25 protein-coding genes and 1 pseudogene are annotated in these 26,464 nt (G+C 34.7%); 11 read left to right on the forward strand and 15 right to left on the reverse strand.

Annotated elements, in window-relative coordinates; all coding sequences use genetic code 11:
* Positions 1-9 precede the first annotated feature (9 nt).
* Positions 10-336 (reverse strand): metal-sensitive transcriptional regulator, encoded by a 327-nt coding sequence (locus ACTNDN_RS05725; protein WP_031538923.1) that lies wholly within the window; start codon positions 334-336, stop codon positions 10-12.
* 148 nt (positions 337-484) lie between these two features.
* Here ACTNDN_RS05725 and ACTNDN_RS05730 point away from each other — a divergent pair, with 148 nt between their 5' ends.
* Positions 485-1,132 (forward strand): GntR family transcriptional regulator, encoded by a 648-nt coding sequence (locus ACTNDN_RS05730; RefSeq protein WP_441130855.1) that lies wholly within the window; start codon positions 485-487, stop codon positions 1,130-1,132.
* A 188-nt stretch (positions 1,133-1,320) separates the two neighbouring features.
* Here the strand turns inward: ACTNDN_RS05730 and ACTNDN_RS05735 are convergent, their stop codons facing one another.
* On the reverse strand, positions 1,321-1,746 hold the full coding sequence (locus ACTNDN_RS05735; protein ID WP_441130856.1) for a MarR family winged helix-turn-helix transcriptional regulator: 426 nt from the start codon (positions 1,744-1,746) through the stop codon (positions 1,321-1,323).
* Positions 1,747-1,869: 123 nt separating this feature from the next.
* On the opposite strand from ACTNDN_RS05735, the gene ACTNDN_RS05740 reads away from it, so the two are divergent.
* A complete protein-coding gene (locus ACTNDN_RS05740) occupies positions 1,870-3,357 on the forward strand; it encodes an MFS transporter (RefSeq protein ID WP_441130857.1) in 1,488 nt (495 codons plus the stop codon).
* A 59-nt stretch (positions 3,358-3,416) separates the two neighbouring features.
* Here ACTNDN_RS05740 and ACTNDN_RS05745 read toward each other — a convergent pair whose 3' ends face one another.
* The 7 genes from ACTNDN_RS05745 to ACTNDN_RS05775 all read right to left on the reverse strand — a co-directional run bounded on the left by ACTNDN_RS05745 (position 3,417) and on the right by ACTNDN_RS05775 (position 10,245).
* Positions 3,417-4,187 carry a MerR family transcriptional regulator gene (locus tag ACTNDN_RS05745; RefSeq protein ID WP_031538927.1) on the reverse strand — a complete coding sequence of 257 codons (771 nt, stop codon included), beginning with the start codon at positions 4,185-4,187 and terminating at the stop codon, positions 3,417-3,419.
* A gap of 176 nt (positions 4,188-4,363) precedes the next feature.
* A complete protein-coding gene (locus ACTNDN_RS05750; protein ID WP_031538929.1) occupies positions 4,364-5,077 on the reverse strand; it encodes a GntR family transcriptional regulator in 714 nt (237 codons plus the stop codon).
* Between the two features lie 290 nt (positions 5,078-5,367).
* Positions 5,368-6,084, reverse strand: coding sequence for a DsbA family oxidoreductase (locus ACTNDN_RS05755; protein ID WP_441130858.1), 717 nt, complete (start codon positions 6,082-6,084; stop codon positions 5,368-5,370).
* A 134-nt stretch (positions 6,085-6,218) separates the two neighbouring features.
* Positions 6,219-6,815 (reverse strand): nitroreductase family protein, encoded by a 597-nt coding sequence (locus ACTNDN_RS05760; protein ID WP_441130859.1) that lies wholly within the window; start codon positions 6,813-6,815, stop codon positions 6,219-6,221.
* A 146-nt stretch (positions 6,816-6,961) separates the two neighbouring features.
* On the reverse strand, positions 6,962-7,495 hold the full coding sequence (locus ACTNDN_RS05765) for an NADPH-dependent FMN reductase (RefSeq protein WP_235248342.1): 534 nt from the start codon (positions 7,493-7,495) through the stop codon (positions 6,962-6,964).
* 149 nt (positions 7,496-7,644) lie between these two features.
* On the reverse strand, positions 7,645-8,835 hold the full coding sequence (locus tag ACTNDN_RS05770) for a PLP-dependent aminotransferase family protein (RefSeq protein WP_441130860.1): 1,191 nt from the start codon (positions 8,833-8,835) through the stop codon (positions 7,645-7,647).
* Between the two features lie 246 nt (positions 8,836-9,081).
* Entirely contained in the window at positions 9,082-10,245 is a 1,164-nt protein-coding gene (locus tag ACTNDN_RS05775) for a GNAT family N-acetyltransferase (RefSeq protein ID WP_441130861.1), read from the reverse strand.
* Between the two features lie 244 nt (positions 10,246-10,489).
* Here ACTNDN_RS05775 and ACTNDN_RS05780 point away from each other — a divergent pair, with 244 nt between their 5' ends.
* The 5 genes from ACTNDN_RS05780 (at position 10,490) to ACTNDN_RS05800 (ending at position 14,798) form a co-directional block, all read left to right on the forward strand.
* Positions 10,490-10,681, forward strand: a complete 192-nt coding sequence (locus tag ACTNDN_RS05780; RefSeq protein ID WP_031538935.1) for a hypothetical protein — start codon at positions 10,490-10,492, stop codon at positions 10,679-10,681.
* 794 nt (positions 10,682-11,475) lie between these two features.
* Positions 11,476-12,066, forward strand: a complete 591-nt coding sequence (locus ACTNDN_RS05785; protein WP_235248346.1) for an MEDS domain-containing protein — start codon at positions 11,476-11,478, stop codon at positions 12,064-12,066.
* Between the two features lie 461 nt (positions 12,067-12,527).
* Complete coding sequence (locus ACTNDN_RS05790; protein WP_031538463.1) at positions 12,528-13,304, forward strand: amino acid ABC transporter substrate-binding protein; 777 nt, start codon at positions 12,528-12,530, stop codon at positions 13,302-13,304.
* Between the two features lie 72 nt (positions 13,305-13,376).
* Complete coding sequence (locus ACTNDN_RS05795; RefSeq protein WP_031538462.1) at positions 13,377-14,036, forward strand: amino acid ABC transporter permease; 660 nt, start codon at positions 13,377-13,379, stop codon at positions 14,034-14,036.
* 15 nt (positions 14,037-14,051) lie between these two features.
* Positions 14,052-14,798, forward strand: coding sequence for an amino acid ABC transporter ATP-binding protein (locus ACTNDN_RS05800; protein WP_031538460.1), 747 nt, complete (start codon positions 14,052-14,054; stop codon positions 14,796-14,798).
* Between the two features lie 346 nt (positions 14,799-15,144).
* Here ACTNDN_RS05800 and arfA read toward each other — a convergent pair whose 3' ends face one another.
* From arfA to ACTNDN_RS05825, 5 genes are all read right to left on the reverse strand, one after another.
* The gene (gene arfA, locus ACTNDN_RS05805) at positions 15,145-16,659 is read right to left on the reverse strand and encodes an arabinosylfuranosidase ArfA (RefSeq protein WP_031538458.1); all 1,515 of its coding nucleotides are present in this window, start codon (positions 16,657-16,659) and stop codon (positions 15,145-15,147) included.
* Positions 16,660-16,719: 60 nt separating this feature from the next.
* Entirely contained in the window at positions 16,720-17,319 is a 600-nt protein-coding gene (locus ACTNDN_RS05810) for a YesL family protein (RefSeq protein WP_031538457.1), read from the reverse strand.
* 39 nt (positions 17,320-17,358) lie between these two features.
* The gene (locus ACTNDN_RS05815; RefSeq protein ID WP_081836666.1) at positions 17,359-18,267 is read right to left on the reverse strand and encodes a carbohydrate ABC transporter permease; all 909 of its coding nucleotides are present in this window, start codon (positions 18,265-18,267) and stop codon (positions 17,359-17,361) included.
* A gap of 1 nt (position 18,268) precedes the next feature.
* A complete protein-coding gene (locus ACTNDN_RS05820; RefSeq protein WP_031538454.1) occupies positions 18,269-19,168 on the reverse strand; it encodes a carbohydrate ABC transporter permease in 900 nt (299 codons plus the stop codon).
* A gap of 67 nt (positions 19,169-19,235) precedes the next feature.
* Positions 19,236-20,591 (reverse strand): ABC transporter substrate-binding protein, encoded by a 1,356-nt coding sequence (locus ACTNDN_RS05825; RefSeq protein WP_031538452.1) that lies wholly within the window; start codon positions 20,589-20,591, stop codon positions 19,236-19,238.
* A 488-nt stretch (positions 20,592-21,079) separates the two neighbouring features.
* Between ACTNDN_RS05825 and ACTNDN_RS05830 the strand changes: the two genes are divergently transcribed.
* Positions 21,080-21,295, forward strand: coding sequence for a YozQ family protein (locus ACTNDN_RS05830; RefSeq protein ID WP_396953893.1), 216 nt, complete (start codon positions 21,080-21,082; stop codon positions 21,293-21,295).
* A 134-nt stretch (positions 21,296-21,429) separates the two neighbouring features.
* On the opposite strand, the pseudogene ACTNDN_RS05835 reads toward ACTNDN_RS05830, so the two are convergent.
* Positions 21,430-22,909, reverse strand: a pseudogene (locus ACTNDN_RS05835) (aldehyde dehydrogenase family protein).
* Positions 22,910-23,853: 944 nt separating this feature from the next.
* Between ACTNDN_RS05835 and ACTNDN_RS05840 the strand changes: the two are divergent.
* The 3 genes from ACTNDN_RS05840 (at position 23,854) to ACTNDN_RS05850 (ending at position 26,398) form a co-directional block, all read left to right on the forward strand.
* Entirely contained in the window at positions 23,854-25,221 is a 1,368-nt protein-coding gene (locus ACTNDN_RS05840) for an ATP-binding protein (protein ID WP_031538446.1), read from the forward strand.
* Position 25,222: 1 nt separating this feature from the next.
* Positions 25,223-25,894: a response regulator transcription factor gene (locus ACTNDN_RS05845; RefSeq protein ID WP_031538445.1), complete on the forward strand. Its 672-nt coding sequence runs from the start codon at positions 25,223-25,225 to the stop codon at positions 25,892-25,894.
* A 78-nt stretch (positions 25,895-25,972) separates the two neighbouring features.
* Complete coding sequence (locus tag ACTNDN_RS05850) at positions 25,973-26,398, forward strand: NusG domain II-containing protein (RefSeq protein ID WP_251629493.1); 426 nt, start codon at positions 25,973-25,975, stop codon at positions 26,396-26,398.
* Positions 26,399-26,464 lie beyond the last annotated feature (66 nt).

The raw sequence follows: 26,464 nt of genomic DNA on the forward strand, positions 1-26,464 counted from the left end.
AAACACTCCTTATTTTTTCATTAATTTTTGAATGGTTGTTAAAACCTCGTCAACTACTTCCATGTCTCCTTCTTGAATACGCTCTACGACACAGTTTTTCAAGTGGCCTTCTAATAAAATCTTTGCAACACTATTTAAAGCAGATTGTGTTGCAGAAATTTGCGTAATAACATCGTCACAATACGTATCTTTTTCTATTAGACCTTTTATCCCCCTAATTTGACCTTCAATACGATTTAATCTGGTCACTAAATTCTGTTTTACTTTATCTGAATGATGACTTCTTCGGTCACTCGTAAGATGGCAACTTTCTAATTCATGCTCATTATTGTCCAATAAAAATCCCCCTTAACGATTTATCGCATATTTATATTATACCCCCGTATGGTATGAATGTAAACTAGATAGATTTGACGATTTTGTGAATGATTTTAATAACCTACTCTTTTCCACTAATATAACCGAAATATGATATATTATTGCTATGAAAAACATTACGCAAATTCCACGTCAATCATTAAGAGCACAAGTATATGACCGATTAAGATCAGCAATTATCCATCTTGAACTAAAGCCTGGTGAGAGAATTAACGATAAAGCATTGGCCGAACAATTTGGTGTTAGCAGAACCCCAGTACGAGAAGCTCTCAAAAAATTGGAGGATGAAGGATTAATTGTAACTTCTCCAGGTTCCGAAACAGTTGTAAGCCTAATTGAAGTAGAACAAGCGATGCACGCCTTTACCGTTGTAGCCTCGCTCCATGGATTGGCTGCTAGATTAGCTCTTACCACTTTAACTCTTGCACATGCCGACCAAATGACGGCAATAAATAATGAATTTGCTGAAGCTTTAAAAGTGGAGGATAAGTATAGAGCAATCCAAATGGATGATCAATTCCATGCAGTAATTATTGAGGCATCACATAATCCCGAAATAATGCTAGCTTTAGATCGCCTTCTTCCGAAAATTCGCCGACTTGAATTACAAAAATTCAATACTTTCGATGGGAAAAAATCAATTAAACAGCATCAGGAAATTATTTCCTGTATATCGAATGATAGCAAGGAGCAGCTCCCAGCATTGATTGAAAATAATTGGCTAAGCCTGGCTGAATATTTAACTGAAAAATAGTTGCTATTTATCTTTCGTTTTTTTCATAATTGGTGGGAATATTGGATATTCCACCGCTCATAATGCAGAATAAAATGAACTAACCATTAGTGGGGTTTTCCTTCATCCTTCACTGATGGTTAGTTGAACCAATCGAACCTTCACGGACGTCTATCTTCTTTCCATTCTCCCAAACCTAAAGTTGATTCTTACTGAAGTTTAAGAGTGGGATAAATCTTTTTCAATAATTGAAGCAATTGACGTTCTTCTTCAGCAGTCAAATTGCTAGTAATTTCTTCATTTAGCCGTTCTAACACTTCTTGTATCTGCGGAAAAATATTTCGTGCTTTAATTGTTGGATATAAATTATTTGAACGCCGATCTTTGTGATCTGTTTGTCTATCAACATACCCGACGTTTTCAAGATGCTTGATTGCTCTAGCGGTTGTTGCTTTATCAAACTTTAATTGAGAGGAAAGTTCATCTTGGTTAATCCCCGGCTTGGCAATAATCATTTTTAAAAAGGCGTGTTGCCCACCATTTCCTAACTCAAATGGCTTCAATTCCCTCGAAAGAAATTTCTGATTCTGCCTATGGATCATCGAAACAATCCTTCCTATTGGCATTTCATTCATATTTTATCCCCCTCGGATAGTTTCATATAAGAAAGTGAAGACTAATTTTACTGATTGTAGCATACAAAATTTTAGTTGCGCGCGCAACTAAATTATTTTAAAATGAAGCAATAATAGTTACATATGCAACTAAATAAACGAGGTGATTATTTGCAACCTTCCGTAAAAGAAATCAACCAAGAAGTTCATCAACGTCGCTGGCTCATTTTTACTGTTTTAAATATATTCACATTTATGGCAACCCTTGATGCGAGTATTGTTAATATTGCACTGCCGACAATTTCTAAACAGCTAGGTCTAGCATTCGCCAGTTCTCAATGGATTGTTATTAGTTATTTACTCACAATCTGTACCGTTATCCTTTTCTTTGGAAAATTAGGGGATATGTTTGGAAAAATTAACGTCTTTAAGTGGGGCTCGATACTATTTATCATTGGTTCATTCCTTTGTGGATTAAGTACTTCTCTATCCTTATTAGTCATTTCACGGATTATCCAAGCATTTGGCGCAGCAATGACAATGGCAAATAGCCAAGGTATTGTAACGGAAATTTTTCCTGTAAAAGAGAGAGGAAAAGCATTAGGTTTAATTGGAACGTTTGTCTCTTTAGGAAGTATTACAGGACCAAGCTTAGGTGGGATCATTATTTCAAGCTTAGGCTGGGAATATATCTTTTGGATAAACATCCCAATCGGTTTTATTGCCATTGCTTTAGCGTGGAAGATATTGCCTAAGGATGTCACCATAACAAAGACAAAGATAGATGTAGCAGGAAGCTTATTATTTAGCTTTGCCATTATTCTTTCTATCGGTGGCTTATTACTTGGGCAACAATATGGCTATTCAAACTGGTATATCATTACTTCCATTATTATAGGAATCCTTACATTTATCAGTTTTATCATCGTAGAATATCGAAAAGAAAGCCCAATGCTAGAGCTTTCTATCTTTAAGAATCCACTTTTTTCTATCAGCATCTTTTGTGCATTTATTGTCTTTATCGCAAATTTTTGTTTTAATATCCTGTCTCCTTTTTACACACAGGATATTCTTGGAATGTCAGCATTGCATTCAGGTTATATCCTTATGCTCTTTCCAATTACCATGGCAATTGTCGCGCCTCTAAGTGGTGCATTATCCGATAGAATAAGTGGTCAGGCTATTACCTTTGCAGGACTTTTAGTAATGATTGTTGCCCAAATCGGTTTAACTTTCCTTCATGAAGGAAGTACGCTCACGAGTCTTGCACTATGGATTATTATGCTTGGCGCCAGCACTGGTCTTTTCCAGTCTCCTAATAATTCACTAATTATGTCGACAGTAGAGCGGAAACAACTAGGAATCGCAGGTAGCATTAATTCACTTGTTCGTAATTTAGGAATGGTCGTCGGAATTTCTGTTGCAACAAGCATATTATTCTCTGTTATGAGCATGAAAGCAGGCTACCGCGTAACTGCCCTTATCCCTGGGAGACCTGATATTTTTCTTAGTGGGATGCATGTCGTATTTCTTGTTTCAAGCAGTCTTTGTTTTGTTGGTTTGCTTCTTACAGGATGGAGATATATGACTTCTCGTAAAGTAGTGGCAAAAAAAGTTAGAAATGCTTCTTGATTTAGTGATTACTTATAAAAACTCCTTGATGGAAGACAATCAAGGAGTTTTTTCTTTAGTTAACTTTTAGAAGCCATCCCGGTATAAATCAAAATAGCATCCCGCAAAAAAGCTGTAGCTCCTACTTGCACTTTGTCATAATAGGAGGTAAATCTTTCATCAGCAACATACATTTCTGCAAGTCCCGCATGTGCCTCCTTCGTGTATTCTGGCCATGTGAAGGAAAGCCATTGCTTGTGCAACCCTGCTGTTTTTTGCCCAGCCTCTCCAGCAGGATTGCCTTCTTTTAAGGCTTCTTGTAAGGTAGAAAATAATGTCTTCTCCACTTCAACCATGCTTCGATAATCATTTTCTGACATATTCATTAATTTAGCATTAGATTGGTCTATCATCTCTTCCCCATACTTTTCTCTTATTTCTTTGCCATACTTCGCCTCGTTATCTTCTATCATTTTCTTTTTAAAGCCCACAAATTTTTCTTGATTAGACATCGTCCCACTCCCTTCTATTGTTTCCATCGTTTTTTCTACATTTGCAATTAACAGATGTAGCTGTTCTTTTTTAGCCAGGAGTTTTTCGTGATGTTCCTTTAATGCTTGTTTGACATCAAAAGTAGGAGAAGCCATCATATTCTTTATAGTCTCTAATGGAACATCTAGCTCACGGTAAAACAGAATTTGCTGTAATTTATCTACCTCATTTTGTCCATAGATACGATATCCTGATGAATTGATTCTCGCCGGCTTGAGAATGCCTATTTCATCATAATATCGCAATGTTCTTGTACTTACTCCTGCTAACTTACCTAATGCATGTACGGTGTATTCCATCTGTTCCCCTCCTGACTCTTTCATCGTAAACGTTGACGCAACGTAAATGTAAATAGTTTTCCTTTATATTTTTTAATTTTCAATAATCTACACTAAGAAAAAAGCAGCTATCGAAAGAACTTCACCTTCCTGATAGCTGCTCTATTTTTCATTTCTTTGAATAGAAATCCTTTCACCTAACGTTTTAAATTTACGGTTGTTACCTCAAATTTATCATAGCGGTGACGGGAAAATGAATATTCAAATGGAATGCCATTATTTAAATAGCCAACATGTTCTACTTCAAGGATAGGGTCATCTAATTCACATGCAAGGTGTTCATGATCTAGCTCTGTGGATTTACATGCTCTAATTTTCCGATGCGATCCAGCAATCGTTAATCCTAATGTTTTCGTAATATGCTCATAAATGGATCCATATAAAACCTCGTCATTTAAACCTGATATAATGGTTGTTGGCATATAAGTAATTTCTAAGACATATGGTTCGTCTTTCACTGATCTCAATCTAATGATATGATACACTGGTGTTTTTATATCAATTGCCAAATGTGCCGCAACCTCTTCTGAGGGAAAATGAACTTCAAATGTAATGATTTTACTCGCTATTTTCTCTCCATCTAATAGCTTGGATAATCCAGTGATTTCATTTGACAAAACATTTACTCTGCTGGCATGTAGAGCAGATTGAACGATAAAGGTACCATGTCCTCTTTTACGATAAAGAAGTCCTTCCATCACAAGTTTATCCAATGCCCTTTTCATTGTCATTCTGCTGCAGGAAAACTCTTTAGATAATGTAATCTCATCAGGTATAGGATGATCCAATGGATAAAAGTTTTCTTTAATTCGACGTTTAACTTCAATTGCTATCGCTTCATACTTATTCATAAACGAGCCACCTTAATTAGAAAAAATAATTCTATACATTTTATTTGCAATATCTTTTAATCTTATAACGAATAGATAATGATATTTTAATTATAAGCATTTGAACTTAAAAGTCTATACTTTAAAAACTTACGCTTGGTATATCTATTTATAGTATAGTACATTTTTTTATAAAGCGCATACTTTTTTAAAAACGCTTTCAATTAAATTCATTCCGAATGATTGAAAAGAAAAAGAGATAGCCATTGTTTTGACTATCTCTTTTCCTTATTCACTTAAATACTCTATCATTATTTCTTAGGAACTTCGCATCCTTCGTCTGTACAAACAGCACCTGCTCCGGTAATGTCTTGAAATTTAGGGGCTGGATGGTCTTCCTGCCATACTTGTTCTAGGACACGCTTAAAAGTTTCAGTTGGTTGGGCTCCAGAAACTGAATATTTTTGATTGATGACAAAGAATGGAACACCTGTCACACCAATTTGTCCAGCTAGCGCTTCATCAATTCTGACATCATTTGCAAAGCTAGTGGCATCTGCTAATACTTTTTGTTGCTCTGCTTCTTCTAGGCCGACTGATTTACCGATTTCCACTAATACCTGATGATCACTTATTAGTTTTCCTTCTGTAAAGTAAGCATGCAATAATTTCTCTGTTAACTCTTTTTCTTTTCCAACCGTTTTCGCATATTTTGTTAAACGATGGGCGTCAAATGTGTTCGTTGGTTTCATGTTATCAAAATCATAGCTTAAACCTGTGCTTTCAGCTTGATTGCCAACATTTTCATTCGCATTCTTTGCTTCCTCGATACTCATTCTATATTTACCAGCAAGCGCCTCATGGATACTTTTTCCAGAGTAAACTTCTGCATTCGGATCTAGTTCAAAGCTCTTAAATTCAACCTCCACTTGGTCTTTGAAAGGAAATTGCTCTAACGCAATCTCTAAACGACGTTTGCCAATATAGCAAAAAGGGCAAACAAAGTCTGACCATACTTCAATTTTCATTTTTCCACCTTCTTTATAATGATGCTATTATCCTAACACAATAGCAAGGATTTTACTTTGATTTTGCTTAAGTCAGCGTCCATTTAAGCCAAATAGAAAAACTCCTATACTAGGAGCTTCTCCTAAAAACAACCTTATTTAAAAAGCTTTACGCGATCCTCTAGAGGCTTAAATTCTTTTTCTCCTGGTTCTGCTGTTGGTTTACCAAATGGCATTTGTGCAACAAGCTTCCATGTAGAAGGAATTTTCCATTCTGCTTGTACCGTCTCATCAATAAGGGGGTTATAATGCTGCAAAGAAGCTCCATAGCCTACTTCTTCCAAAGCAGTCCAAATGACCAATTGATGCATGGCGTTCGTTTGGTTTGCCCAAACTGGAAAGTTCTCTGCGTATAACGCAAACTGCTTTTGTAATCCTTCTACTACTTCTTGATCTTCAAAAAATAAAATCGTTCCATATCCTGCTTTAAAGGAATTTAATTTTTCTTTTGTGGAAGAAAAGTTCTCCACTGGAACAATTTTTTGTAACTCCCTTGCAGTGAGATCCCAAAGTTTATCATGTTGTTCGTTTAATAAAACCACTACTCTTGTACTTTGGGAATTGAAAGAAGATGGTGTATGCAACACAGCTTCATTCACAATTTCTTGGATTTTTTCATCAGATGCTACTTGTTCTTTACTAATGCCATAATAAGAACGACGGTTTTTTATTGCTTCTAAAAATGCAGTCATTTTTTCTCCTCCAGTCGAAAATTTTTTCTTATTTATATTACCCATTTGTCTTATTATTAAAATATTTTTTCTAAAATTCTTCAACCGGATTTTCCCTTATAAGAAAAAAGAGTAAGGCTTCAAAAGCCCTACTCTATGTATACAAATTATCCACGAATTGTTTTTAATGCTGTGCTCCAAGCTACTACTTGATCAAGCATTGCATTCATGTTCTCTAAATGAAGAGAAGATGGTTTAAATGTTGTGAAGTTTTCAAAATCAGTAAATAAAGAAAGCGTTGGATGAACTCGAACGTCAGCAATTTGCAATTCACCTAAAATTCCTCGTAAATGCTCTGCTGCTCGAGCTCCGCCTGTTGAACCATAGCTTACAATTCCAGCTGCTTTATTGTTCCAAGCTTCTCTTGCAGAATCTAAAGCATTTTTTAAAGCACCAGTTATACTGTGATTATATTCTGCAGCAACAAATACGAAGCCATCAAGGCTAGCTAGCTTTTCATTCCAAGCTGCAACATTTTCTTGGCCTTCTGCTGCACCTAAAAAAGGTAAATTAAAATCTGCAATATCAACGATTTCGTATTCAGCATCTCCACGCTTGTCAGCAATTTCTTTCACCCATGCTCCAACTTGTGGACTCACTCTTCCTTGACGTGTACTACCTAAGATAATTCCAATTTTCATCCTTTTAACCTCCGTATTTTTTGAAAATTTGTATTACTTTTTTATCCTAATACTGAGATTATTTAATTGCAAATAATATGACTTACTTATCATTAAAAAGTTATCAAAAGTAACTAACTTACGTTTTTCGTTATTTAAATAGTTGCTTCCTAACACATTTCCTTCACTATTTCCCCTAAACTTGTAATGCCTTTAATGATATTCTCTTCTGACATATACGAATAATTAATTCGGCAATGGTTTTTTTCTTGCATGTTAGGGAAAAAGCTTTCACCTGGCACGTAAGCTACTTTTGCGATTGGCAAACTACGTTCCTGCATAAGAATTTTTGTATCAATATGTTGTGGAAAAGTGAGCCATGTAAACAAACCGCCTTGCGGATATGTATAGGTAACACTTTTCGGAAAAGCTTCCTGTAGCGTTTGAAACATCAATTCTTTCTTATGTTTATACGTTTCTTTGATATGTGCGATATGCTCATCCAAATCATACATATCCATAAATCGATTCACTGCATACATATTTAAAGTAGAATTTTGCGTATCGGAAGCCATCTTTAATAAGCTTAGTTTCTCAGCTAATGCACGATCTGCAATTAACCAGCCAAGACGTAATCCTGGACTAAGAATTTTCGAAAAGCTTCCAATATGAATAACTCTTCCCTCTGTGTCAAAACTTTTAATAGATGGCATATCTTCTCCTTCGTATCGTATTTCACGATACGGACTATCTTCTACAATGACGACATTATATTTATTTGCTAAGTCTACTAAAGCCTTTCTTCTCTCTAAGCTCATCGTCACTCCTGTAGGATTCTGAAATTCAGGAACCGTATAGATAAGCTTCGCATTAGGATGCTTTTGTAATACAGCCTCAAGTTCGTCCATTCTCATACCATTTTCATCCATTGATACACCTATGTATTCTGGTTCATATGGATTAAATGCAGCAAGCGCACCTAAAAAAGTTGGATTCTCCGTTATAATAATATCTCCATAATCAATAAAAGCCTTGGCTGCAAGATCTAATCCTTGCTGTCCGCCCTGAATAATAAAAAGATTATCAACATCACAGCTTATGCCAATTTTCTTCACTCGGTTCACAAGCTTTTCCCTTAATGCCATTAATCCTTCTGTTCCTGTATATTGCAGCGCCAATTTTCCCTCTTCTAGTAGTACCTGATCGTATACTTTTCTTAATTTTTCAATTGGAAAAATCTCTGGATCTGGATATCCACCTCCAAATGAAATAATAGATGGATCTGCACCTAGTTTTAATAGTTCTCTGATGGCCGATGGTTTTACTCGTTCTATTCGATTGGCAAATTTGAACTTCATCATGCTTTTTCCTCCTTATATCTGCAACTCTGAATTTTCAGTATATTCATTATAGATTAACTATCGCTCTTGGGTATATAGATTTTATTATTTTGGGATGGATACTTGTTTTAATACTTACCAAAAGCACGGAAAGGAAGCAACAGAAATATTTTGACGATTCAACAAACAGTAAACCAGTAAATGTCAAATTGATATCTAACATTTACTGGGAAGTACAAAAAGAGGTGGCTTTTAAATGAAATCGAATTAAATGGTTGTAGGAATTTCCCTTTTTATAAGCTTTTCCATATCAACTGTTTTCACTAACTTTCCATTTGGATTATCTGCCTCTTCTTCTTTTGTTATTACAAAACCTACTTTTTCGTATAAACTTATATTCTTTGCTACATTTGCTCTCACTTTACATTCCATTTTTTGCTTTCCATTTAATAATGCATATTCTTCCATCCAAGCTAACATCGCTTGCGCAATCCCTTTCCCTCTTGCTGAAGGAGTAACGGAAAGTCTCGAAAAATAAAGAGAATCTTCTTTTAGCTGTAAACGGGAGGAACCAAGAGGGATAGCATTTAATCGATAAAGAATTGCTTGCTCTGTTCCATTTTTGAGTGCATCTATTAATTTGTCTATTGGTTCATTCAGTGCACTTGAGGGCACCTCCATATATCGATAATCTTCAAACGCCTCTAGCATTAGCCTATGGACAAGAGGAGCCTCATCCTCTGTCACAAGATTAATTTGCTGTTTTCTCTCATTCTTTCTCCCTATTAAAATATCAGTTAATTGATCGATACTCTCCACAATATAGGTTGCATTTGCCTTGTGTAGCTCTTCATATGAGCCATAGCCATATGTAACTCCTATCGAATCAATACCTACATTTTTTGCTCCAATGATATCATGCTCCCTATCCCCTATCATCACAAAGTCACTCAGCTGATAAGACGGATATAAATCTACTATGTATTGAATAATTTCTGTTTTTGAAGTTCTAGTCCCATCGAGATTACTGCCAATGATTTGCGTAAAATATTGCTCGATTTGAAAATATTTCAAAATCGTCTCCGCAAAAATAGTTGGTTTGGAAGTGGCAACAATTAAAATGCAACCTTCTTTTTGTAATAAGTCGAGTAACATCGATATACTTGGATATAATTCATTTTCAAACATTCCGCTTTGCGAAAATCGCTTTCTATATAGTGCTATGGCCTGATTCGTTATTTCCTCGTTGTAACCATAGTATTTTGGAAAAGATTCTTGTAGTGGCGGACCAATAAACCTTTCTAATTTATCTAAATCAGGTTCTTCTTTCCCAAGCTTTTGCAATGCATATTGAACAGATTTCGTGATTCCTTCTTTAGGATCTGAAATTGTTCCATCTAAATCAAATAATATGAGTTCGTACTTACACATGCCCCCACCCCTTTTATAAATAAATAAATCTTAATCTTCAGTCACTTATCCTTTTGCCCATTATAACGAATTGGGCATTTTGCCACAATAAGCAATTATGGAACAAATCAAAACATAATCATTAACTATGAAATAAATCCACCTTAACCACTTGGAATAGTCAACTTGTTAAGTTATAATGACATTATCAATACTTCTTTGATATCTTCGAAAAATGAAATAGATTAAATTAGGGGGAATTACAATGGTTTATTACGATAAAACGAAATCCATTAAAAATATTCTCATTCAAAAGATTGTTTGTAATAGCGGCTTATCCTCTGAAATGTTGGAGCATTTATCCATAGCAGAGTTAAATGAGAAACTTAATAAAGACTTCCCTTATACCCACCCTCATAATGGATCCGGTTCTCTAAAGTGGAAAAATATTCGCTAGCCCTTTGTCGGACCCTTTTTTCATTATTACCCGTTATACAAATCGAGGCTGGGACATAAGCATTTCAGCTAATAATATAGACAAACTTTCATATGGTTAATACACATGAAAATTCGTGTTTAGCAGTTGGGAAAAAAGTTTAAAAACGAAGGGGATTGAGCTGAAGGCACTCGACTCCTGCGGGAAATAGAGGAAAGGCTGAGACCCCGCAGCGCATGCGAGGAGGGCACTGAAAAAGTCTAGTTCTCCAAATTAAATGAGGTTTTATTTATTTGAAAGCAAATAATAAGTTGGTTTGGAGAGGTGTCCGCTCGACTCCTACGGGAGATGCGAGAAAGTCCGAGACCCTGCAGGAGCGTAGCGACGAAGCGGCTCGGCGCTCGCCCCGGTGAGTCGTGCGGTAAGCCTCGGAAAACAAAAGCCTACACTAAGTTAGAATGGTTTGGTAACTACCGATTCACCAGGTAATCACTTTTTCAGTGGCCTCAAGTGCAGTGTCTGTAGCGCAATGGAACGACTTATTTTTACACTTGACTATATTTAAAACATAGCTAATCATCATGAGAAATTAGCTTTATTTAAGAGTTAACTTAGAGATTGTTCGTCTTTAAAAATTAGTTATTTAGTTTTGTCCCAGCCTTTTCCTAAACTTTCAACTCTCAGTTATCCAATTAGAGGATAATCGAAAAATTCTTCTTATCTTTCGGCTTCTGCTTATTTCCCCCAATATCTGAGACTTACTTTTATTAGAAAATCTACTATAATGGAATTAGAAAAAAGGGAGAGGTGCTTAATTGGAATATATAAAGAGGCAATTTTTAGAAGGGAAAGAAAAATTACATGTATTATTTTTTTATATCGATAGGAAAAACTATATGGAGGAAGTAATTCAGTTTATCCATACTGGGATTGATGCAGGTGATTATATTATTCTAGTTGAGAATGAACGGAATTTCAAAAGGATTTATGAGAAATTAACATTTATCCTTACTTCTGAACAAATGAAACAGCTACATTATGTTAATAGTTTAGATTTTTATTTTTCAAGCGGCGGGTATCATCCTCCAGCAATCACAGAATATTTCAATAAAACCGTTCAGCCATATGTAGATAATAATATATCTTTTCGATCATGGGCACATGTTGAATGGGCAACGATGGAGGAGCCTTTCCACTTAATAGGCGAATTAGAAAAAATTATTGATCAAGCAGTCAATCAGATTTCCTTTCCACTAGTCTGTGCGTATGGACAACTAAAAATGCCAAATTTTTTATCAACACTTTTATTGGAAACCCATCCTTACATATTGAAAAAAGATACACTTATATCATCTAAAAAGTACATAATAAATGCACCTTTTAATACAAATAATGATAGGGAGTAAATCCTATCTTAGCTTTGCGGGGGAGATAGCGAATAGCTATTCATCATTGATCGCTAATTCCCTGTTGCAGCAACTATCACCTCTACCTATTCTTGGTTATTAACCGTAATGAAACTATTTCCATCTAGTTATATGTTAAGCGTATTTTTTATAGGTTTCGCCTATGTAATCTCCCGCACCAATCCACTCAAGTTTTTAGTACTTCTTTTTCTTTATAATTCCTAAGTCATCCACTAATAAGAAAGAGTATTTTTTTGGATAATTCCTCCAACAAATCCTTTACTCTACTAATATACTAAAATATTTTATTGACAATTACTTTTTTAATATGGTAAATTCTATTCATTGGTTTATCACTATAATATATTATCGAACTAAAGGATTTTTGGTGAGAGCCTGTTTTTTAATAGATTTATCTTAAAAAATACAAACTTCAATTCATAAAGGTGGCTTTATACAACATGAAACGTTTAGCAATTAATTTACTTATTTTAGCGTCTGTATTCTTCATTTTTACAGCTTGTTCAAATAATTCATCTGATAAAAAGGAAGATACTTTAGTAATTGGAATTGATGACAAATTCGCTCCAATGGGATTTAGAGATGAAGATAATGAAATCGTTGGTTTCGATATAGATTATGCGAAAGCAGCTGCTGAAAAAATGGATATGTCAGTAGAATTCCAACCAATCGATTGGAAAACAAAGGAATCCGAATTAAGTAGCGGTCGAATTGACCTAATTTGGAATGGATATACTATAACGGATGAACGGAAAGAAAAAGTACTTTTCACAAAGCCTTATTTAAAAAATGCACAAGTAGTCGTAACATTAACTGATTCAAACATAACAAAATTAGATGATTTAGAAGGAAAAGTTGTTGGGCTACAATCTCTTTCTTCTGCATCTGATGCATTAGATAGCAATCCGATTAAATCAAAAATTAAAGAAGTTACCGAGTTTTCCGATAACGTTTTAGCATTAAGTGATTTAAAATCTGGTCGTTTGGATGCAGTCGTTATTGATGAAATTGTTATTGATTATTATATGACAAAAGAGCAAGATACCTTTAAAGTGCTTGAAGAGTCCCTTGCTCCAGAAGAATATGGAATTGGTGTTAAAAAAGGCAATGAAGCTTTATTAGAAAAACTTCAAAAAGCACTTGATGAAATGAATGAAGATGGAACAGCCGCTAAAGTTTCGGAAAAATGGTTTGGAGAAAATAAAGTATTAAAGTAAACTCGCAAATGAATCGTAAACAAAACAGGATTTCTTTACGAAACCCTGTTTTGTTTTGTTGGAGGAAGAGAAATGTCGTTTGATTATATTATGTCGATACTAAAACCAATGTTAGAAGGAGCACAAGCAACCGTTCTTTTATTTATTATTGCTATTGTAGTATCCATTCCACTAGGTTTTCTTTTAACTCTTGCTATAAAATCTAGTATCAAACCAATTGCTTGGCTGGCAAGTTGTTATGTTTACATCATGCGTGGAACCCCTTTATTACTGCAATTATTATTTATTTGCTTTGGATTACCCATGATTCCAGGAATCGGAGAATACTTGGTGTTAGATCGTTTTGTAGCTGCCTCTCTAGGCTTTATTTTGAATTATGCAGCCTATTTTGCGGAAATTTTCCGTGGAGGTCTACTTGCTATCGATAAAGGTCAGTTTGAAGCTTCTCAAGTTCTCGGTTTAAATAAATGGCAAACAACAACACGTGTTGTGCTGCCACAAATGTTTCGCATTGCCCTTCCTGCTGTTGCAAATGAGTCGGTTACATTGGTGAAAGATACAGCCTTGCTCTATGCTGTTGCTGTCCCAGAATTACTTCACTTTGCGCAAACTGCTGTAAACCGTGATTTTACGATTATTCCATTTTTCATCGCAGGGATTATTTATTTAATCATGACTCTACTATTAACAGCATTATTTAAATGGCTGGAGCGTAGATTTAAATTTGAATAAGAAGGACGGATTTTTATGGCAATCATCGAAATAGAGAATATTAAAAAATCATACGACAAGGTCGATGTATTAAAGCAAATTACCTTTGAAGTCAATAACAATGATGTCGTTGCGGTTATTGGTCCATCTGGTTCTGGAAAAAGTACGATGCTCCGTTGTCTTGTCGATTTAGAAAAAATAGATGGAGGAAATATTCGAATTTGTGGGGAAGATTTAGTAAAAGACGGACTCTATTCCCCACCCCAAAAAATAAAACAGATTACATCAAAGATGGGAATGGTTTTTCAGCATTTCAATCTATTTCCCCACCTTACAGTAAAAGAAAATATTGAACTTGCACCGAAATTAGTTAAGAAAGAAACAGCCGCTGTCATTCATGAAAGAAGCATGAAAATACTGGAGAAAATCGGCCTTACCAGTTTTTCCAATGCATACCCTGCCAAACTATCTGGCGGCCAAAAGCAGCGTGTTGCCATCGCCCGTGCTTTAATGATGGAACCAGAAATATTGTTGTTTGATGAACCAACATCCGCTTTAGACCCCGAACTGACTGGTGAAGTTTTAGAAGTAATGAAAGACTTAGCAGAAGAAAAAATGACAATGATAGTCGTTACCCATGAAATGGGCTTCGCCAAGGAAGTAGCCAACAACGTTATCTTTATGGACAATGGAGTAATCGAAGAGTCAGGACCACCAAATAAGATCTTTACAAACCCCCAATCCGTGCGTACACAGGCTTTTTTGAGTCGGAATTTGAAGTAAGTGTAAAGTCGGAGGTTGGGACAAAACTAAATAACTAATCTTTAAAGACGAACAATCTTTAATTTAGCTCTTAAATAAAGCTACTTTATCTATGTTTCTAAATAGAGTTAAGTGTAAAAACTAAGTCGTTCCATTGCGCTACAGATGCACGATGCGCCGGGGAGGAAGCTAAGCCTTCCCTCTATTTCCCGCAGGAGTCGAGCGTCCTCCGCTCCATTACACTTCGTTTTTTAAACCTTTTCTAAAATAACAACCACGAACTTTTAAGTAATTTAATTACATTTTAGTTCGTGTTTGTTGTTGGTTGAAATACTTATGTCCCAGCCTCTTAAATAAGAATGAAGGACTACTTTCTTCTCAAACGAATGACATTCCAAGACATTTTTGGCAGTACAAGTACTAATTTGCCATTTTCCATATAAGATTTCTTAGAGGCAATAGGTTTTACTGCCTCATGTTGAAGGGTGTTAATTGCCTTTGGGTCATCGTTTGCAAGGACAATATGCTCCTCAATGGAATATCCCTCAAATGACCGAATATCCACATCGACATTTAATTGATTGTCTAAGCTTCTATTAACAGCAAAAATAACAAGTTCCTCTTTCTCCTCATTATAGACAATGGATTGATCTAAGTATGGTACATCTGTAAAATCCTTTGAATCATATTTTGGTGAATCCACTATCGCCTGAATGGCCGTCCCTCGACCATATACAGATGTATAATAGTATGGATAGAAAATAGTCTGTTTCCAAGATCCCCCACCTGTTTCCGTCATTATTGGAGCAATAACATTTACTAGTTGAGCAAGGCAAGCAATTTTCACTCGATCTGAATGATTAATTAAAGAGTTCAATAAACTTCCTACAAGCAATGCATCTTCAAAATTATAAACGTCCTCTAACAGTGGTGGCGCTACACTCCAAGGCTCTATTTGTTTATCTTGAGCATTAGAGTGGAACCAAACATTCCATTCATCAAAGCTTAAATGAAGTTTTTTCTTGCTTCTCTTCTTCGCCTTAATATAATCACAGGTTGCGATAACCGTTTTTATAAAATCATCCATATCTAATGATTTTGCGAGGAAATTGGCTGTATCATTATCTCGGTTACCATAATAGGTATGAAGTGATACATAATCAACGTAATCATATGTCTGATCCAATGAGGTTGCTTCCCACTCAGGAAATGTTGGCATCGCTGTATTGGAACTTCCGCAACTGACAAGCTCGATTCGTGGATCCACAATTTTCATTGCCTTTGCTGTTTCTGCAGCTAGTCTTCCATATTCATAAGCTGTTTTATGTCCAATTTGCCATGGTCCATCCATTTCATTCCCTAAGCACCAAACTTTAATATTATGCGGGTCTTCATAGCCATGTTGTTTTCTTAAATCACTCCAATAGGTACCTCCTGGGAGATTGCAATATTCCAAAAGGTTACGGGCTGCATCAATTCCACGTGTTCCAAGGTTTACAGCCATCATTACTTCAGAATTCACTTGTTTTGCCCATTCAAAAAATTCATTTGTTCCTACTTCATTTGTTTCGATGGAATTCCATGCTAGTTCCAATTTCTTTGGTCGTTTCTCTTTTGGCCCTACCCCATCTTCCCAATTGTAAGCAGACACCATATTTCCTCCAGGATAACGAACGATCGGAACTTGTAATTGTTTCACTAACTCCATTACATCTTGACGGAATCCATTTTTATCCGCCAAAGGATGCCCTGGATCATAAATACCTCCATAAACCGCACGACCTAAATGCTCTATAAAGGAACCATAAATACGGGAATCAATTTCTGCTATTTTAAAAGATTTATCGATGATCAATTTTGCAGTTTTGAAATTTTCAGGCATTCTTCTCTCATTCCTTTTCGATTGGATTCAAACTACTGTACTTTTTCATCAAAAATTTACTCATTCGATTACCAAGCTATTAGTGACTCTCCATAGATAAATACGGCTGTTAATGAACACTATAAGGGCGACTCCTATTAGAGCTAATGGAATTAACATTTGACAAAAGTAAATGATCAAATAGTCTATTACTACCATCATGATGCTCATTGGTAAATTTTTTATAGCTAAAAAGAGAGAGAGTCTTAATAATTCTAAAACCGCCCCATCATAACTTACTAAAACTGGAAATATTATTACAAAGAACAAAGCAAACAGAAAAACTAGAAAAATATAAAAATAGTAAATACTCCATGATGTATTTGCAGCAATTTCAAAATAAAAATTTCGGGAAGATAGCAACAACATTTCAAAACCGACAACAATAATACCAGCCATCATATTTCTTATAAAATTTCGCTTAAATGATTGGTAAAATTCCGTGAAGATAGTCATTTCTTTCCCATTAATCAAATGAAACATACATTGATGGAGCGCAACAGTGGATGGACCGATTGTAATTACTGGAAGACTAAATAATAACCACAAGAAATTTAAAACAATTATATAATAAAGTTTTCCCATCCGTTCCCAAAATGGAGAATCATATCTTATTTTCATCGTTTCCCGACCTCCTTATCATCATCTATTTCAGTGCCTTTATCCTTTTACTGCGCCTGCTGTCATACCTTCGACAAAGTACTTATTAAATATCAAGTACAGAATAAATAAAGGGAGAATGGAGAAGATCGATCCAGCCACAAGGACATCATAATTGTTTCCATAAGGAGTTAATAACGTATTTAACCCGATAGGTAATGTGAATTTTTCTGCTGATCGTAAAACAATCAATGGCCACAGCATACTATTCCATGCCCCCATTGAACTTAGAATAGCCATAGCGGAGAATGCAGGTTTAGAAATAGGCATAACTATTCTCACGCAAATTCCATACTCACTACTGCCATCAATTCTTCCTGCATCCAACAATTCCTTTGGTATGCCTGAAAGATATTGCCTAAAGAAAAAAATGGTAGATGCATGTACTAAACCTGGAAGGATAACCCCCGCATAGGTATCTATTAGTCCAAAACTAATCATTTGTTTATATAATGGCAACATCAATATTTCAAACGGAACCATCATTGTCGCAATAACTAGGAAAAACAATAAATTTTTAAACTTAAAATGGTACATAGCAAAGCCGTATGCAACAAAATAACAGATAATTAACGTCAAAATAACGGAAACAATGGTAATAATCAAACTATTTTTATACCAATCTAGGTAGCCAGTGCTTCCATCAAAAAGATAACTATAATTGACTAATGACCAATTTTCAAAATCTAAGTTTAGATTTAAGCCGTTTCTTATTAACATTTGACCTGGACGAAAAGATGCAAATAATCCTGAGATAAATGGGACAGCCACACTAGCACACAAAATGATAAAAAAGCCATTAATAAAAGTTTTCACTAAATGATTTTTACCACCATTATTTCCTTTTGTAATATCTAATGAGGAGTTTGATAAAGATTTATTATTTGGATTAGTATTATTCTTGCTCATCCTATTTGTCCTCCTTTTTAAACATGCCGCTTGAAAGCAAGTAGACCATGCTAATGGATAACGCAACAATCAATAATACTAAGCCAACAGCAGAGGCATATCCTAAATCATTCTTTTCAATTCCTCTTCTATACAAATAACCAACAATCGTTAAACCAATATTTTTTGGAGAATTATTGCTTCCATATATCATAAAGCTTTCAAGAAACATTGCTAATCCTGCATATATACTGATGGTTGTAACATAGATTCTTGTTGGTTTAAGTAAGGGCAAAGTAATATGCCAAAATCTTTGCCATGCACTAGCACCATCAACTTTAGCCGATTCATAAAGCACTTCATCAATAGAGCTTAAGCCAGCCTCAAAATACAAAGTGTTTACTCCAGTCCATCTCCATGTTGCTAATAAAAGTAATGCAAACATTCCTGTTCCCCAATTTTTCAGCCACTGCTTTGATTCAAGGCCAAAAAATTGCAGAATTTGATTCATCAGACCAGAATCCATTTCACTAAACATATATCGAAATAAAATACCTGCAACTACTACGGAAACCAATGCTGGCAAATAAATAATCGATTTATAGATTCTTTTACCAACAACACTTTTCGAATTCAATAAAAATGCACAGAGCATTGGAATAGGAATTAATATAATTAACGTAAATATCGTGTAGATGACACTATTTCTAACGGCGATATGAAAGACCTTATCACCTAACAGTTTTTCATAATTCGCAAGACCAATATATTCACTGTATCCGTTTCCAATATTATGAAAACTCATATTTATGGTCGAATACATTGGATATATCCAGAAGAATGACAAGCTAACAATAAACGGTAAAATAAACACATAAGGAGCAATTTTCTGAGAGAATAAAAAAGCTTGGATCTTCTTCAATTCGTTCCTCTCCTTTTCTATCAAGGTCTTTAAGATTGCCTTTATGAGGCAATCTTAAAGACTAAACTTATTCTTGTTCAAAATCTACCTCTGCCTGCGCATCTTCAAGAGCTTGCTTTACATCTGCACCGTTCTCTAGAACTTCATTTAAGGTAGTTAAGTTAAACACCTCATTGATAGTAGTAGTAATTGGCACTGTTTTAATTAAATTTACTTCATCCTGAATTTCTAATAATGTATCAAATGGATTATTAACAAAATATTTAACATATTCGTTCTCTTGATTATGAGTAATGTCTTGATTTGTCCACACCTTTGTATTAACAGGATCAAAACCAAGGATATTCCAAATTTGTTCCCCGCCTTCTTCTGTCAGTTTAGCCCAGGCCATAAATTCAGCTGCTAGCTCTGCATTTTCAGAGTCTTTATATACTACTGTTCCTGTACCCCCTGCACCATTCGAACGTTTTTGTCCTTCTTCAAACACAGGAGCTGGTGCAATAGCAAATTTACCAGACATCTCTGGCATATAATCTGTAAATCGAGACATATACCAAATCGCTTTAGGAAAAGCAGCTACTTCACCTTTTGCAACAGTAGCATAACCTTGCTCTGTATCAATTTGGCCTCCTGGAGTTACTTCTGCAATACCACTTTCCAACCACCCTTGTTGCATTGTTAGCATATTATTTAAAGAATCTAATTTCACATTTGCATTTTCAGGATCTTCTACCCAAGATTCTCCATGTTCAGACATAGTTAATGTTAGCCAGTCAGCACCACCAGTATCAACAGAGGTCATATAAACTTCTCCGTTTGAAGCCTCTTTTAATTTTTCACCCGCTGCTGTGAAGTCATCCCATGTTTTAATTTGAGTATAATCAATACCGTATTTTTCTAAGATTTCCGTATTATAATACATCACCGTAGCCCCAACATGTGTTGGTACCCCATAATAGTTACCATCTTTTTCATAAGCATCTAATCGGGATGTTACTAAATCTGCTTTATATGGCTCTACATAACTGTTTAATGCCAACCACGGTACTTCTCCGTCTAAATAGTTAGGAAATTGGCCAATTTCCACATCTGCTAAATCAGGAATTCCTTCCCCTGATTGAACTGCTAAAGTTAGCTTTGTATGCATATCTGCATACGGATATACGGTAAACTTAATTTGAATTTGCTTATCCGGATTCGCTTCATTCCATTTATTCAACATTTCACTATAAAACTTTTGATGTAAATCAACAAACAGCCACATGTCCATTTTCGCCCCATCTTCTGGACCTACTGTAGTGACCTCAGACTCTACCTCTTCTGTGTTTTCTCCATTTCCACTAGAGGAATTCGAACATCCAACAACTAAAATTGCCATCAAAAGAATAACAAAATAGGAAAATACATTTTTGGGTAACCTCATAAAATTTGCCCCCATTCGATTTTTTACGTACTAGAAATTCAAGTATTTACAAGTACTTTATATGGATTAACATGATCACCCCCTGTAATTAAAACGCTTTCATCATTAGGTATATTACCATTCACGAATTTTTATGTGCAATTTCATATACGTACTTTTTTATTTTTTTCAAAAAATTGTACGTATATAATAAACATTTTTGTTAATTGAATATTTTTACATAACTTACTTGCATTTTCTACTATCACAAATAAAATATGTGTATTCCTAAAATATCTTGGCAATACAATCAATTTATGTAGGCAAGATTAATTGTTTTATTCATCATATCTACGGAGAATTTGACCACACATCTTTTGTTTTTTTAATGGGAAAAAAGGTGCTGCTGTATAAACTACTTGGAGTCACTTTTACACAAATTCAACATTACATGAGTAATTTTTCATATTTAGTAGAAAATACATCTGTAGAAGTTATTACAAAAAGGAGTGTTCACATTGAAAAAGAAAAATGCAGATCAACATACAGAAGTTGCCGGACGTGTTTTTGATCCAAGTGATTATGAAAAAAAGGACCAACTTTCATCTGGCCTGGCTACAACTCATGAACAAGCAACAGATACATATACAGAAGGGGAAATTGGTGCAGTAATTGATGATGTCGATGGGGAAGATATTCAAATTGGGAAAAAAACAAAGAAGTAACAGAACTAGCTAGACCTTGATGAATTCTTAAGATACTAAAATAGGGACTATTTCCTAAGTAAAGGAAGTAGTCCCTATTTAATTCTATTTTTTAGTTAATCAATTAGGAAAAAGCAAAACTAAATTTTCCGCTTTTACTCAGGAATATATGGTAACTCCAGGGTTTTCGGAAGATTGATAACATGTGTCTCTACATAAGATTTTAATCCTTCTTCCCCATACTCTCTTCCAACACCAGACTGCTTCACCCCACCAAATGGGAACTGAACATCCAAACCTTGAACAGCCGCTGTATTAATCATCGTTGTCCCAGCTTCAATTCTGCGCGCTACTTTCACGGCATGCTCTTCCTCCCCCCAAACAGAGCTTGTTAAACCGTATATACTTTCATTGTGTAATTCGATTACTTGCTCTTCGTCATCAAATGGCAAGATTGGTACAGTTGGTCCAAATTGTTCTTCCACTACAATCGGGTCATGATAATCTGCTCCTAGTACTACAGTTGGCTGGAGAAAATATCCGTTGTCCATTAGCTCTGGATTTAGTATTTTCCCTAATGGAATCACTTTTGCGCCTTTACTTTTAGCATCCTCTACAAGGCTACGTACGTATTTCACCTGGTTTTTATTATTTACAGGTCCGACTGTCACATCTGGATCAAAAGGATCTCCAACTCTTATCCATTTATTTGCTGCTTCGATATATTTTTCTACAAAGGCATCATAGATGGAGCGATGCACATAAATGCGTTTGGCAATCATACAAATTTGACCTGCTGTTAAAAAGTTGGAAATAACCATTCTTCTCATCGCTTTTTCATCGTTAACATCAAAATCTTCTAAGACGATGGCAGCATCATTTCCTCCTAGCTCCAAGGTCATCTTTTTGATTGTTTCTGATGCAGCTTTCATAATACTTTTGGCAGTTTTTGTTCCACCGGTAAAGGCGATTTTTGCAACTTTCGGATTAGATGTTAACTCAATCCCCACTTCTGCATCCCCATGCACAAGATTGAGAACACCAGGGGGAAATTCATTTGCAATGATTTCAACCACTTTGCTAACAGCTAATGGAGCAAAGGGACTTGGTTTAACAACCATAGTATTTCCCGTCAATAATGCTGGAGCAATTTTTATGGTGGATAAAGAAATAGGATAATTCCATGGGGAGATGGCAGAAACAACTCCTACTGGATCAAATGTAATAATGGTTCTTCCATTTTCATGTTCTTTTTCCTGTGGGCTAACGACTTTCTTCACATTTTTGCAAGCAAATTCCATCCACATGAGAGAGATGGCGATCTCTCCCTTAGAATCATATAAAAGCCTTCCCATGTTCTCTTGATAATAAGGCAGCTATTTCAGGCGTTGCATCCTTTATTTTTTGGATAGCCCGCTCCATTCTTTCAATTCGATCCTCTACTTTCGTCCATGCCCATTTTTTTAAAGCATTATATGCTGCATCTATCGCTTGTACCGTTTCCTCTTTCGTATTAAGTGGAGCATATCCTACAATCTCATCAGGATGGGTAGGATTTTCACGAGGAGCTTGTTTTTCCGTTGGTACTTTCTCTCCATTGATAATAGCATGTATTGTTATTGGTTCATTTGGCAAAATCTGAATCCTCCTTTTCGATTCTTCCTTAACATAATTAGTATGAATTAGGTTGATACAGTATATACGGTGAGTATAATGAAATTAGACAATTCTTCCTAATCCATTTAGAATAGAGAAACGCATTTACAAATTATTTCACTAATATCTTTATTATTATTCCTCTTTGATATAGTAGGAAAACACAATTTGTTTTGTAATTTTGATCTAGACCTACCAAACTTTTAGTTCTGGAAAAAAGTGTATACAGTTTAATCAGTACTAAGGGTCTTAGTGAAGAAACCGAAGTTAGAAATAACCCACAAACTCTTTTCCCACCAAAATCCAACTAAAAAAAGCATAAAATTACCAACAGAAAATTTATGCTTAACATTGTATAGTGTGACGTAAACCATAACTTTTCCATTTAATTATGCATAAACTTTCCAGCCTTAGAGACATTTGACTTTATGGCCTTTTTTAGTCAGCTTTTCTATTTCCATTTCTTTAATTTATTTCATAAAATGGAATTAATAAAACAAATAAATATGTTTTAGGAATGTTTATTCTTTATTTTTTTATCCTAGGAAATTTTATAGTTTATTCTCATCCTACTCAAATATCATTTTTAGAATAAACTTTGATTCTTAACGAGTCTTCTTAAACTTATTGCATCGTTAAAAAGCCCTGTAACATAAACACTAGGATTTGGAAAATTGATACATATCTATACAAAGAAATTGCTTCTGCCTGTCATTCCCTATTTTAATTAAAAACTAAACACCCTCAATTTTAAATAGTATACGCATAATACGTTTATTGACCTTTCTTGAATATGTAAAAATATTTTGGAATACTATTTTAGATGTATTAAGTTATTTTTTATTTCTTCACAGTTTCTGCACGAATTCTCCAAAATAATAAAGTATTATGAACCTACTTGATTGGAATATAGGTGAATGGGAATGAAAAAACTTTCAGTAAAACTCGGGATTTTATTTTTTATCATTATATTTGGTTTAATCACCTTCATGTTTTTCTTTCTGCATAACGAAATAGCTGAGTCGAGAATAGAAGATGAACTTCGAAATCTTCAATCAAGAGGGAATTCCCATAAAATGATTCTTGAAAAAAATTTCAATGATGAAATGATTGATCATGTCGTTTTAATGGAATCTGAATCAAATACGGATGTTGTGATAACCAATGAAGAAGGAAAAATACTTGATTCTTCGGCATCATTTATCAATTTTAAGAAGTATTTAGATACCCCCCTATCTTCCATTTCAAATGATGGTCAGATTGTAGAGGAAAAATGGGATCAAGAACCCTATATTGCTACAGTAAGTCCTATTCATATTGATAATAGAGTCGCTGGGTACGTCTACATGTTTCAAGACACAGCATCTGTTCGTTCCTTAATTCAAAAGTTGAATGAACACTTTCTTATAGCCGGATGGATTTCTGTAATATTTACGATTATTATTATTATCTTTCTTTCAAAAGGAATTACAAAACCGCTAATTAAAATGAAAGAAGCAACGGCACAGATTAGCAAGGGGAATTTTTCTGTTTCACTTCCAAAAACTTCTGAGGATGAATTAGGTGATTTGGCAAAATCAATTGAACTTTTAGCTACAGATTTGAACTATTTAAAACAAGAACGAAATGAATTTCTTGCTAGTATTTCCCATGAACTTCGAACACCTTTAACATATATAAAAGGCTATGCTGACATTGTAAAAAAGAGAAACTTTTCTAAAGAAGAACGTGAAAAATATTTGACGATTATTGTGGAAGAAACCAATCGATTATCTGATTTAATAAAAGAGCTGTTTGAACTAGCAAAGCTTGATCAAAATTCTTTTAAGATTGAAAAAGAGTTAATGGACTTAAATGTGTTTTTTACTAAAATAGAACAAAAATTCTCTCCTATTTTTGAAGAACAACAAATGAATTTTAAAGTGAATTATCAGCCTAATCTTTTTTTAAAAGCTGATTCGTTAAAACTAGAACAAATTATTTTTAATCTGTTAGATAATTCTATGAAATACTCTACAAGTGATGCAATCATCTCATTATCTGCATGGAAACATAAAAACGAAATTCATATAGTTGTTAAGGATAATGGGAAGGGTATTCCAAAAAAAGATATTCCGTATATATTTAATCGCTTTTATCGTGTTGATAAATCTCGTTCTCGTTCTCTTGGGGGATCAGGACTTGGCCTTGCGATTGTAAAAGAACTTATGATCGCTCATAGAGCCGAAATTTATGTAAAAAGTGAAGAAAATGTCGGAACAGAATTTGAATTAATTTTCATGGAGGAATAAAATGAAAACTATTTTACTAGTAGATGATGAACGGATGATGCTTGATTTATTAACGCTATACTTATCACCCCTAGGATACCACTGTATAAAAAAGGAATCTGCATTGGATGCAATCGAGTATTTGGAATCAAATACGGTTGATCTCATTTTATTAGATATAATGATGCCTGAAATGGATGGCTTACAAGCATGTCAGGAAATTCGAAAACGTTGGGATTTACCAATTATTATGCTTACTGCCATGAGTGAGAAATCAGACATTGTAAGAGGATTAAATTTAGGAGCAGACGACTATATATCTAAACCTTTTGATGAAGAGGAACTGGTTGCCAGAATTGAAGCAGTATTACGAAGAGGTAACACAAAGTCAGATAATATTACGTTTAAAGGACTCATTCTTAACCAAGATTCCTACCAGCTGTTTTTTCATGAAAAACAAATTCCTTTAACACCTAAAGAATTTGGCATGATGAACCTATTTTTAACCAATCAAAATAAGGTATTTACCCGGGAACATTTAATTACTTCTATCTGGGGGTATCATGTTTCAACAGAAGATAGAACAATTGACTCCCATGTTAGAAATTTACGAGAAAAGCTTAGAAAATCCGGATTCCCAGCTGATGACCACTTGCTTACCGTCTGGGGGATTGGATATAAATGGGAAGGTTAATAGATAATAAAAACCTCAAGCAAAAATATTTTAACTACTTCACTGCATTTTGAAAATGTAATTTTGGAGCTGATCCAATTGAAAACTGCATTCCATATGATTAAACCTTGGGATATTATCATTACAATCTTCCTGTTAATCTTATCTTTAGTACCTTTAAGTATTTTTAGTTTCCAGCAATCAAAAATAAATGCACAAATGGAAGATACTGAATACGTTGCTGTTATTTCAGTCGATGGGGACGAATTAAAACGTGTCAAATTGACTGGACATACTGGTACAGAGTTCTTAAATATACCTGAGATTAAATGTACTCCTAAAACGGTAGAAATAAAAGATGAGTCTATCCGTATCAAGTCTTCTACTTGCCCTGAACAAATTTGTGTTAATACTGGATATATTTCGAAGCCCGGTCCTTCCATCATTTGTTTGCCACATAGGGTTGTTATTAGTGTTGAAACGATTGGTGGCAATATTGATGACGAGGTTATTATTAGTTCTTGATCTATTATCAAGTAAAAACTTTTAATCTACTCCGTTTTAACAAATTTATCAAAAATTCTGCATGAG

Origin of the sequence: Niallia sp. HCP3S3_B10 (assembly GCF_052064465.1) — a bacterium.
Taxonomy (GTDB): Bacteria; Bacillota; Bacilli; order Bacillales; family Cytobacillaceae; genus Niallia; species Niallia hominis.

What these genes read in the sequence shown, in the direction of transcription:
- ACTNDN_RS05730 (WP_441130855.1), top strand. Translation starts at nt 485, where the DNA reads ATGAAAAACATTACGCAAATTCCACGTCAATCATTAAGAGCACAAGTA.
- ACTNDN_RS05735 (WP_441130856.1), bottom strand. Translation starts at nt 1,746, where the DNA reads ATGAATGAAATGCCAATAGGAAGGATTGTTTCGATGATCCATAGGCAG.
- ACTNDN_RS05740 (WP_441130857.1), top strand. Translation starts at nt 1,870, where the DNA reads ATGCAACTAAATAAACGAGGTGATTATTTGCAACCTTCCGTAAAAGAA.
- ACTNDN_RS05745 (WP_031538927.1), bottom strand. Translation starts at nt 4,187, where the DNA reads ATGGAATACACCGTACATGCATTAGGTAAGTTAGCAGGAGTAAGTACA.
- ACTNDN_RS05750 (WP_031538929.1), bottom strand. Translation starts at nt 5,077, where the DNA reads ATGAATAAGTATGAAGCGATAGCAATTGAAGTTAAACGTCGAATTAAA.
- ACTNDN_RS05755 (WP_441130858.1), bottom strand. Translation starts at nt 6,084, where the DNA reads ATGAAAATTGAAGTATGGTCAGACTTTGTTTGCCCTTTTTGCTATATT.
- ACTNDN_RS05760 (WP_441130859.1), bottom strand. Translation starts at nt 6,815, where the DNA reads ATGACTGCATTTTTAGAAGCAATAAAAAACCGTCGTTCTTATTATGGC.
- ACTNDN_RS05765 (WP_235248342.1), bottom strand. Translation starts at nt 7,495, where the DNA reads ATGAAAATTGGAATTATCTTAGGTAGTACACGTCAAGGAAGAGTGAGT.
- ACTNDN_RS05770 (WP_441130860.1), bottom strand. Translation starts at nt 8,835, where the DNA reads ATGATGAAGTTCAAATTTGCCAATCGAATAGAACGAGTAAAACCATCG.
- ACTNDN_RS05775 (WP_441130861.1), bottom strand. Translation starts at nt 10,245, where the DNA reads ATGTGTAAGTACGAACTCATATTATTTGATTTAGATGGAACAATTTCA.
- ACTNDN_RS05780 (WP_031538935.1), top strand. Translation starts at nt 10,490, where the DNA reads ATGGTTTATTACGATAAAACGAAATCCATTAAAAATATTCTCATTCAA.
- ACTNDN_RS05790 (WP_031538463.1), top strand. Translation starts at nt 12,528, where the DNA reads ATGAAACGTTTAGCAATTAATTTACTTATTTTAGCGTCTGTATTCTTC.
- ACTNDN_RS05795 (WP_031538462.1), top strand. Translation starts at nt 13,377, where the DNA reads ATGTCGTTTGATTATATTATGTCGATACTAAAACCAATGTTAGAAGGA.
- ACTNDN_RS05800 (WP_031538460.1), top strand. Translation starts at nt 14,052, where the DNA reads ATGGCAATCATCGAAATAGAGAATATTAAAAAATCATACGACAAGGTC.
- arfA (WP_031538458.1), bottom strand. Translation starts at nt 16,659, where the DNA reads ATGCCTGAAAATTTCAAAACTGCAAAATTGATCATCGATAAATCTTTT.
- ACTNDN_RS05810 (WP_031538457.1), bottom strand. Translation starts at nt 17,319, where the DNA reads ATGAAAATAAGATATGATTCTCCATTTTGGGAACGGATGGGAAAACTT.
- ACTNDN_RS05815 (WP_081836666.1), bottom strand. Translation starts at nt 18,267, where the DNA reads ATGAGCAAGAATAATACTAATCCAAATAATAAATCTTTATCAAACTCC.
- ACTNDN_RS05825 (WP_031538452.1), bottom strand. Translation starts at nt 20,591, where the DNA reads ATGAGGTTACCCAAAAATGTATTTTCCTATTTTGTTATTCTTTTGATG.
- ACTNDN_RS05840 (WP_031538446.1), top strand. Translation starts at nt 23,854, where the DNA reads ATGAAAAAACTTTCAGTAAAACTCGGGATTTTATTTTTTATCATTATA.
- ACTNDN_RS05845 (WP_031538445.1), top strand. Translation starts at nt 25,223, where the DNA reads ATGAAAACTATTTTACTAGTAGATGATGAACGGATGATGCTTGATTTA.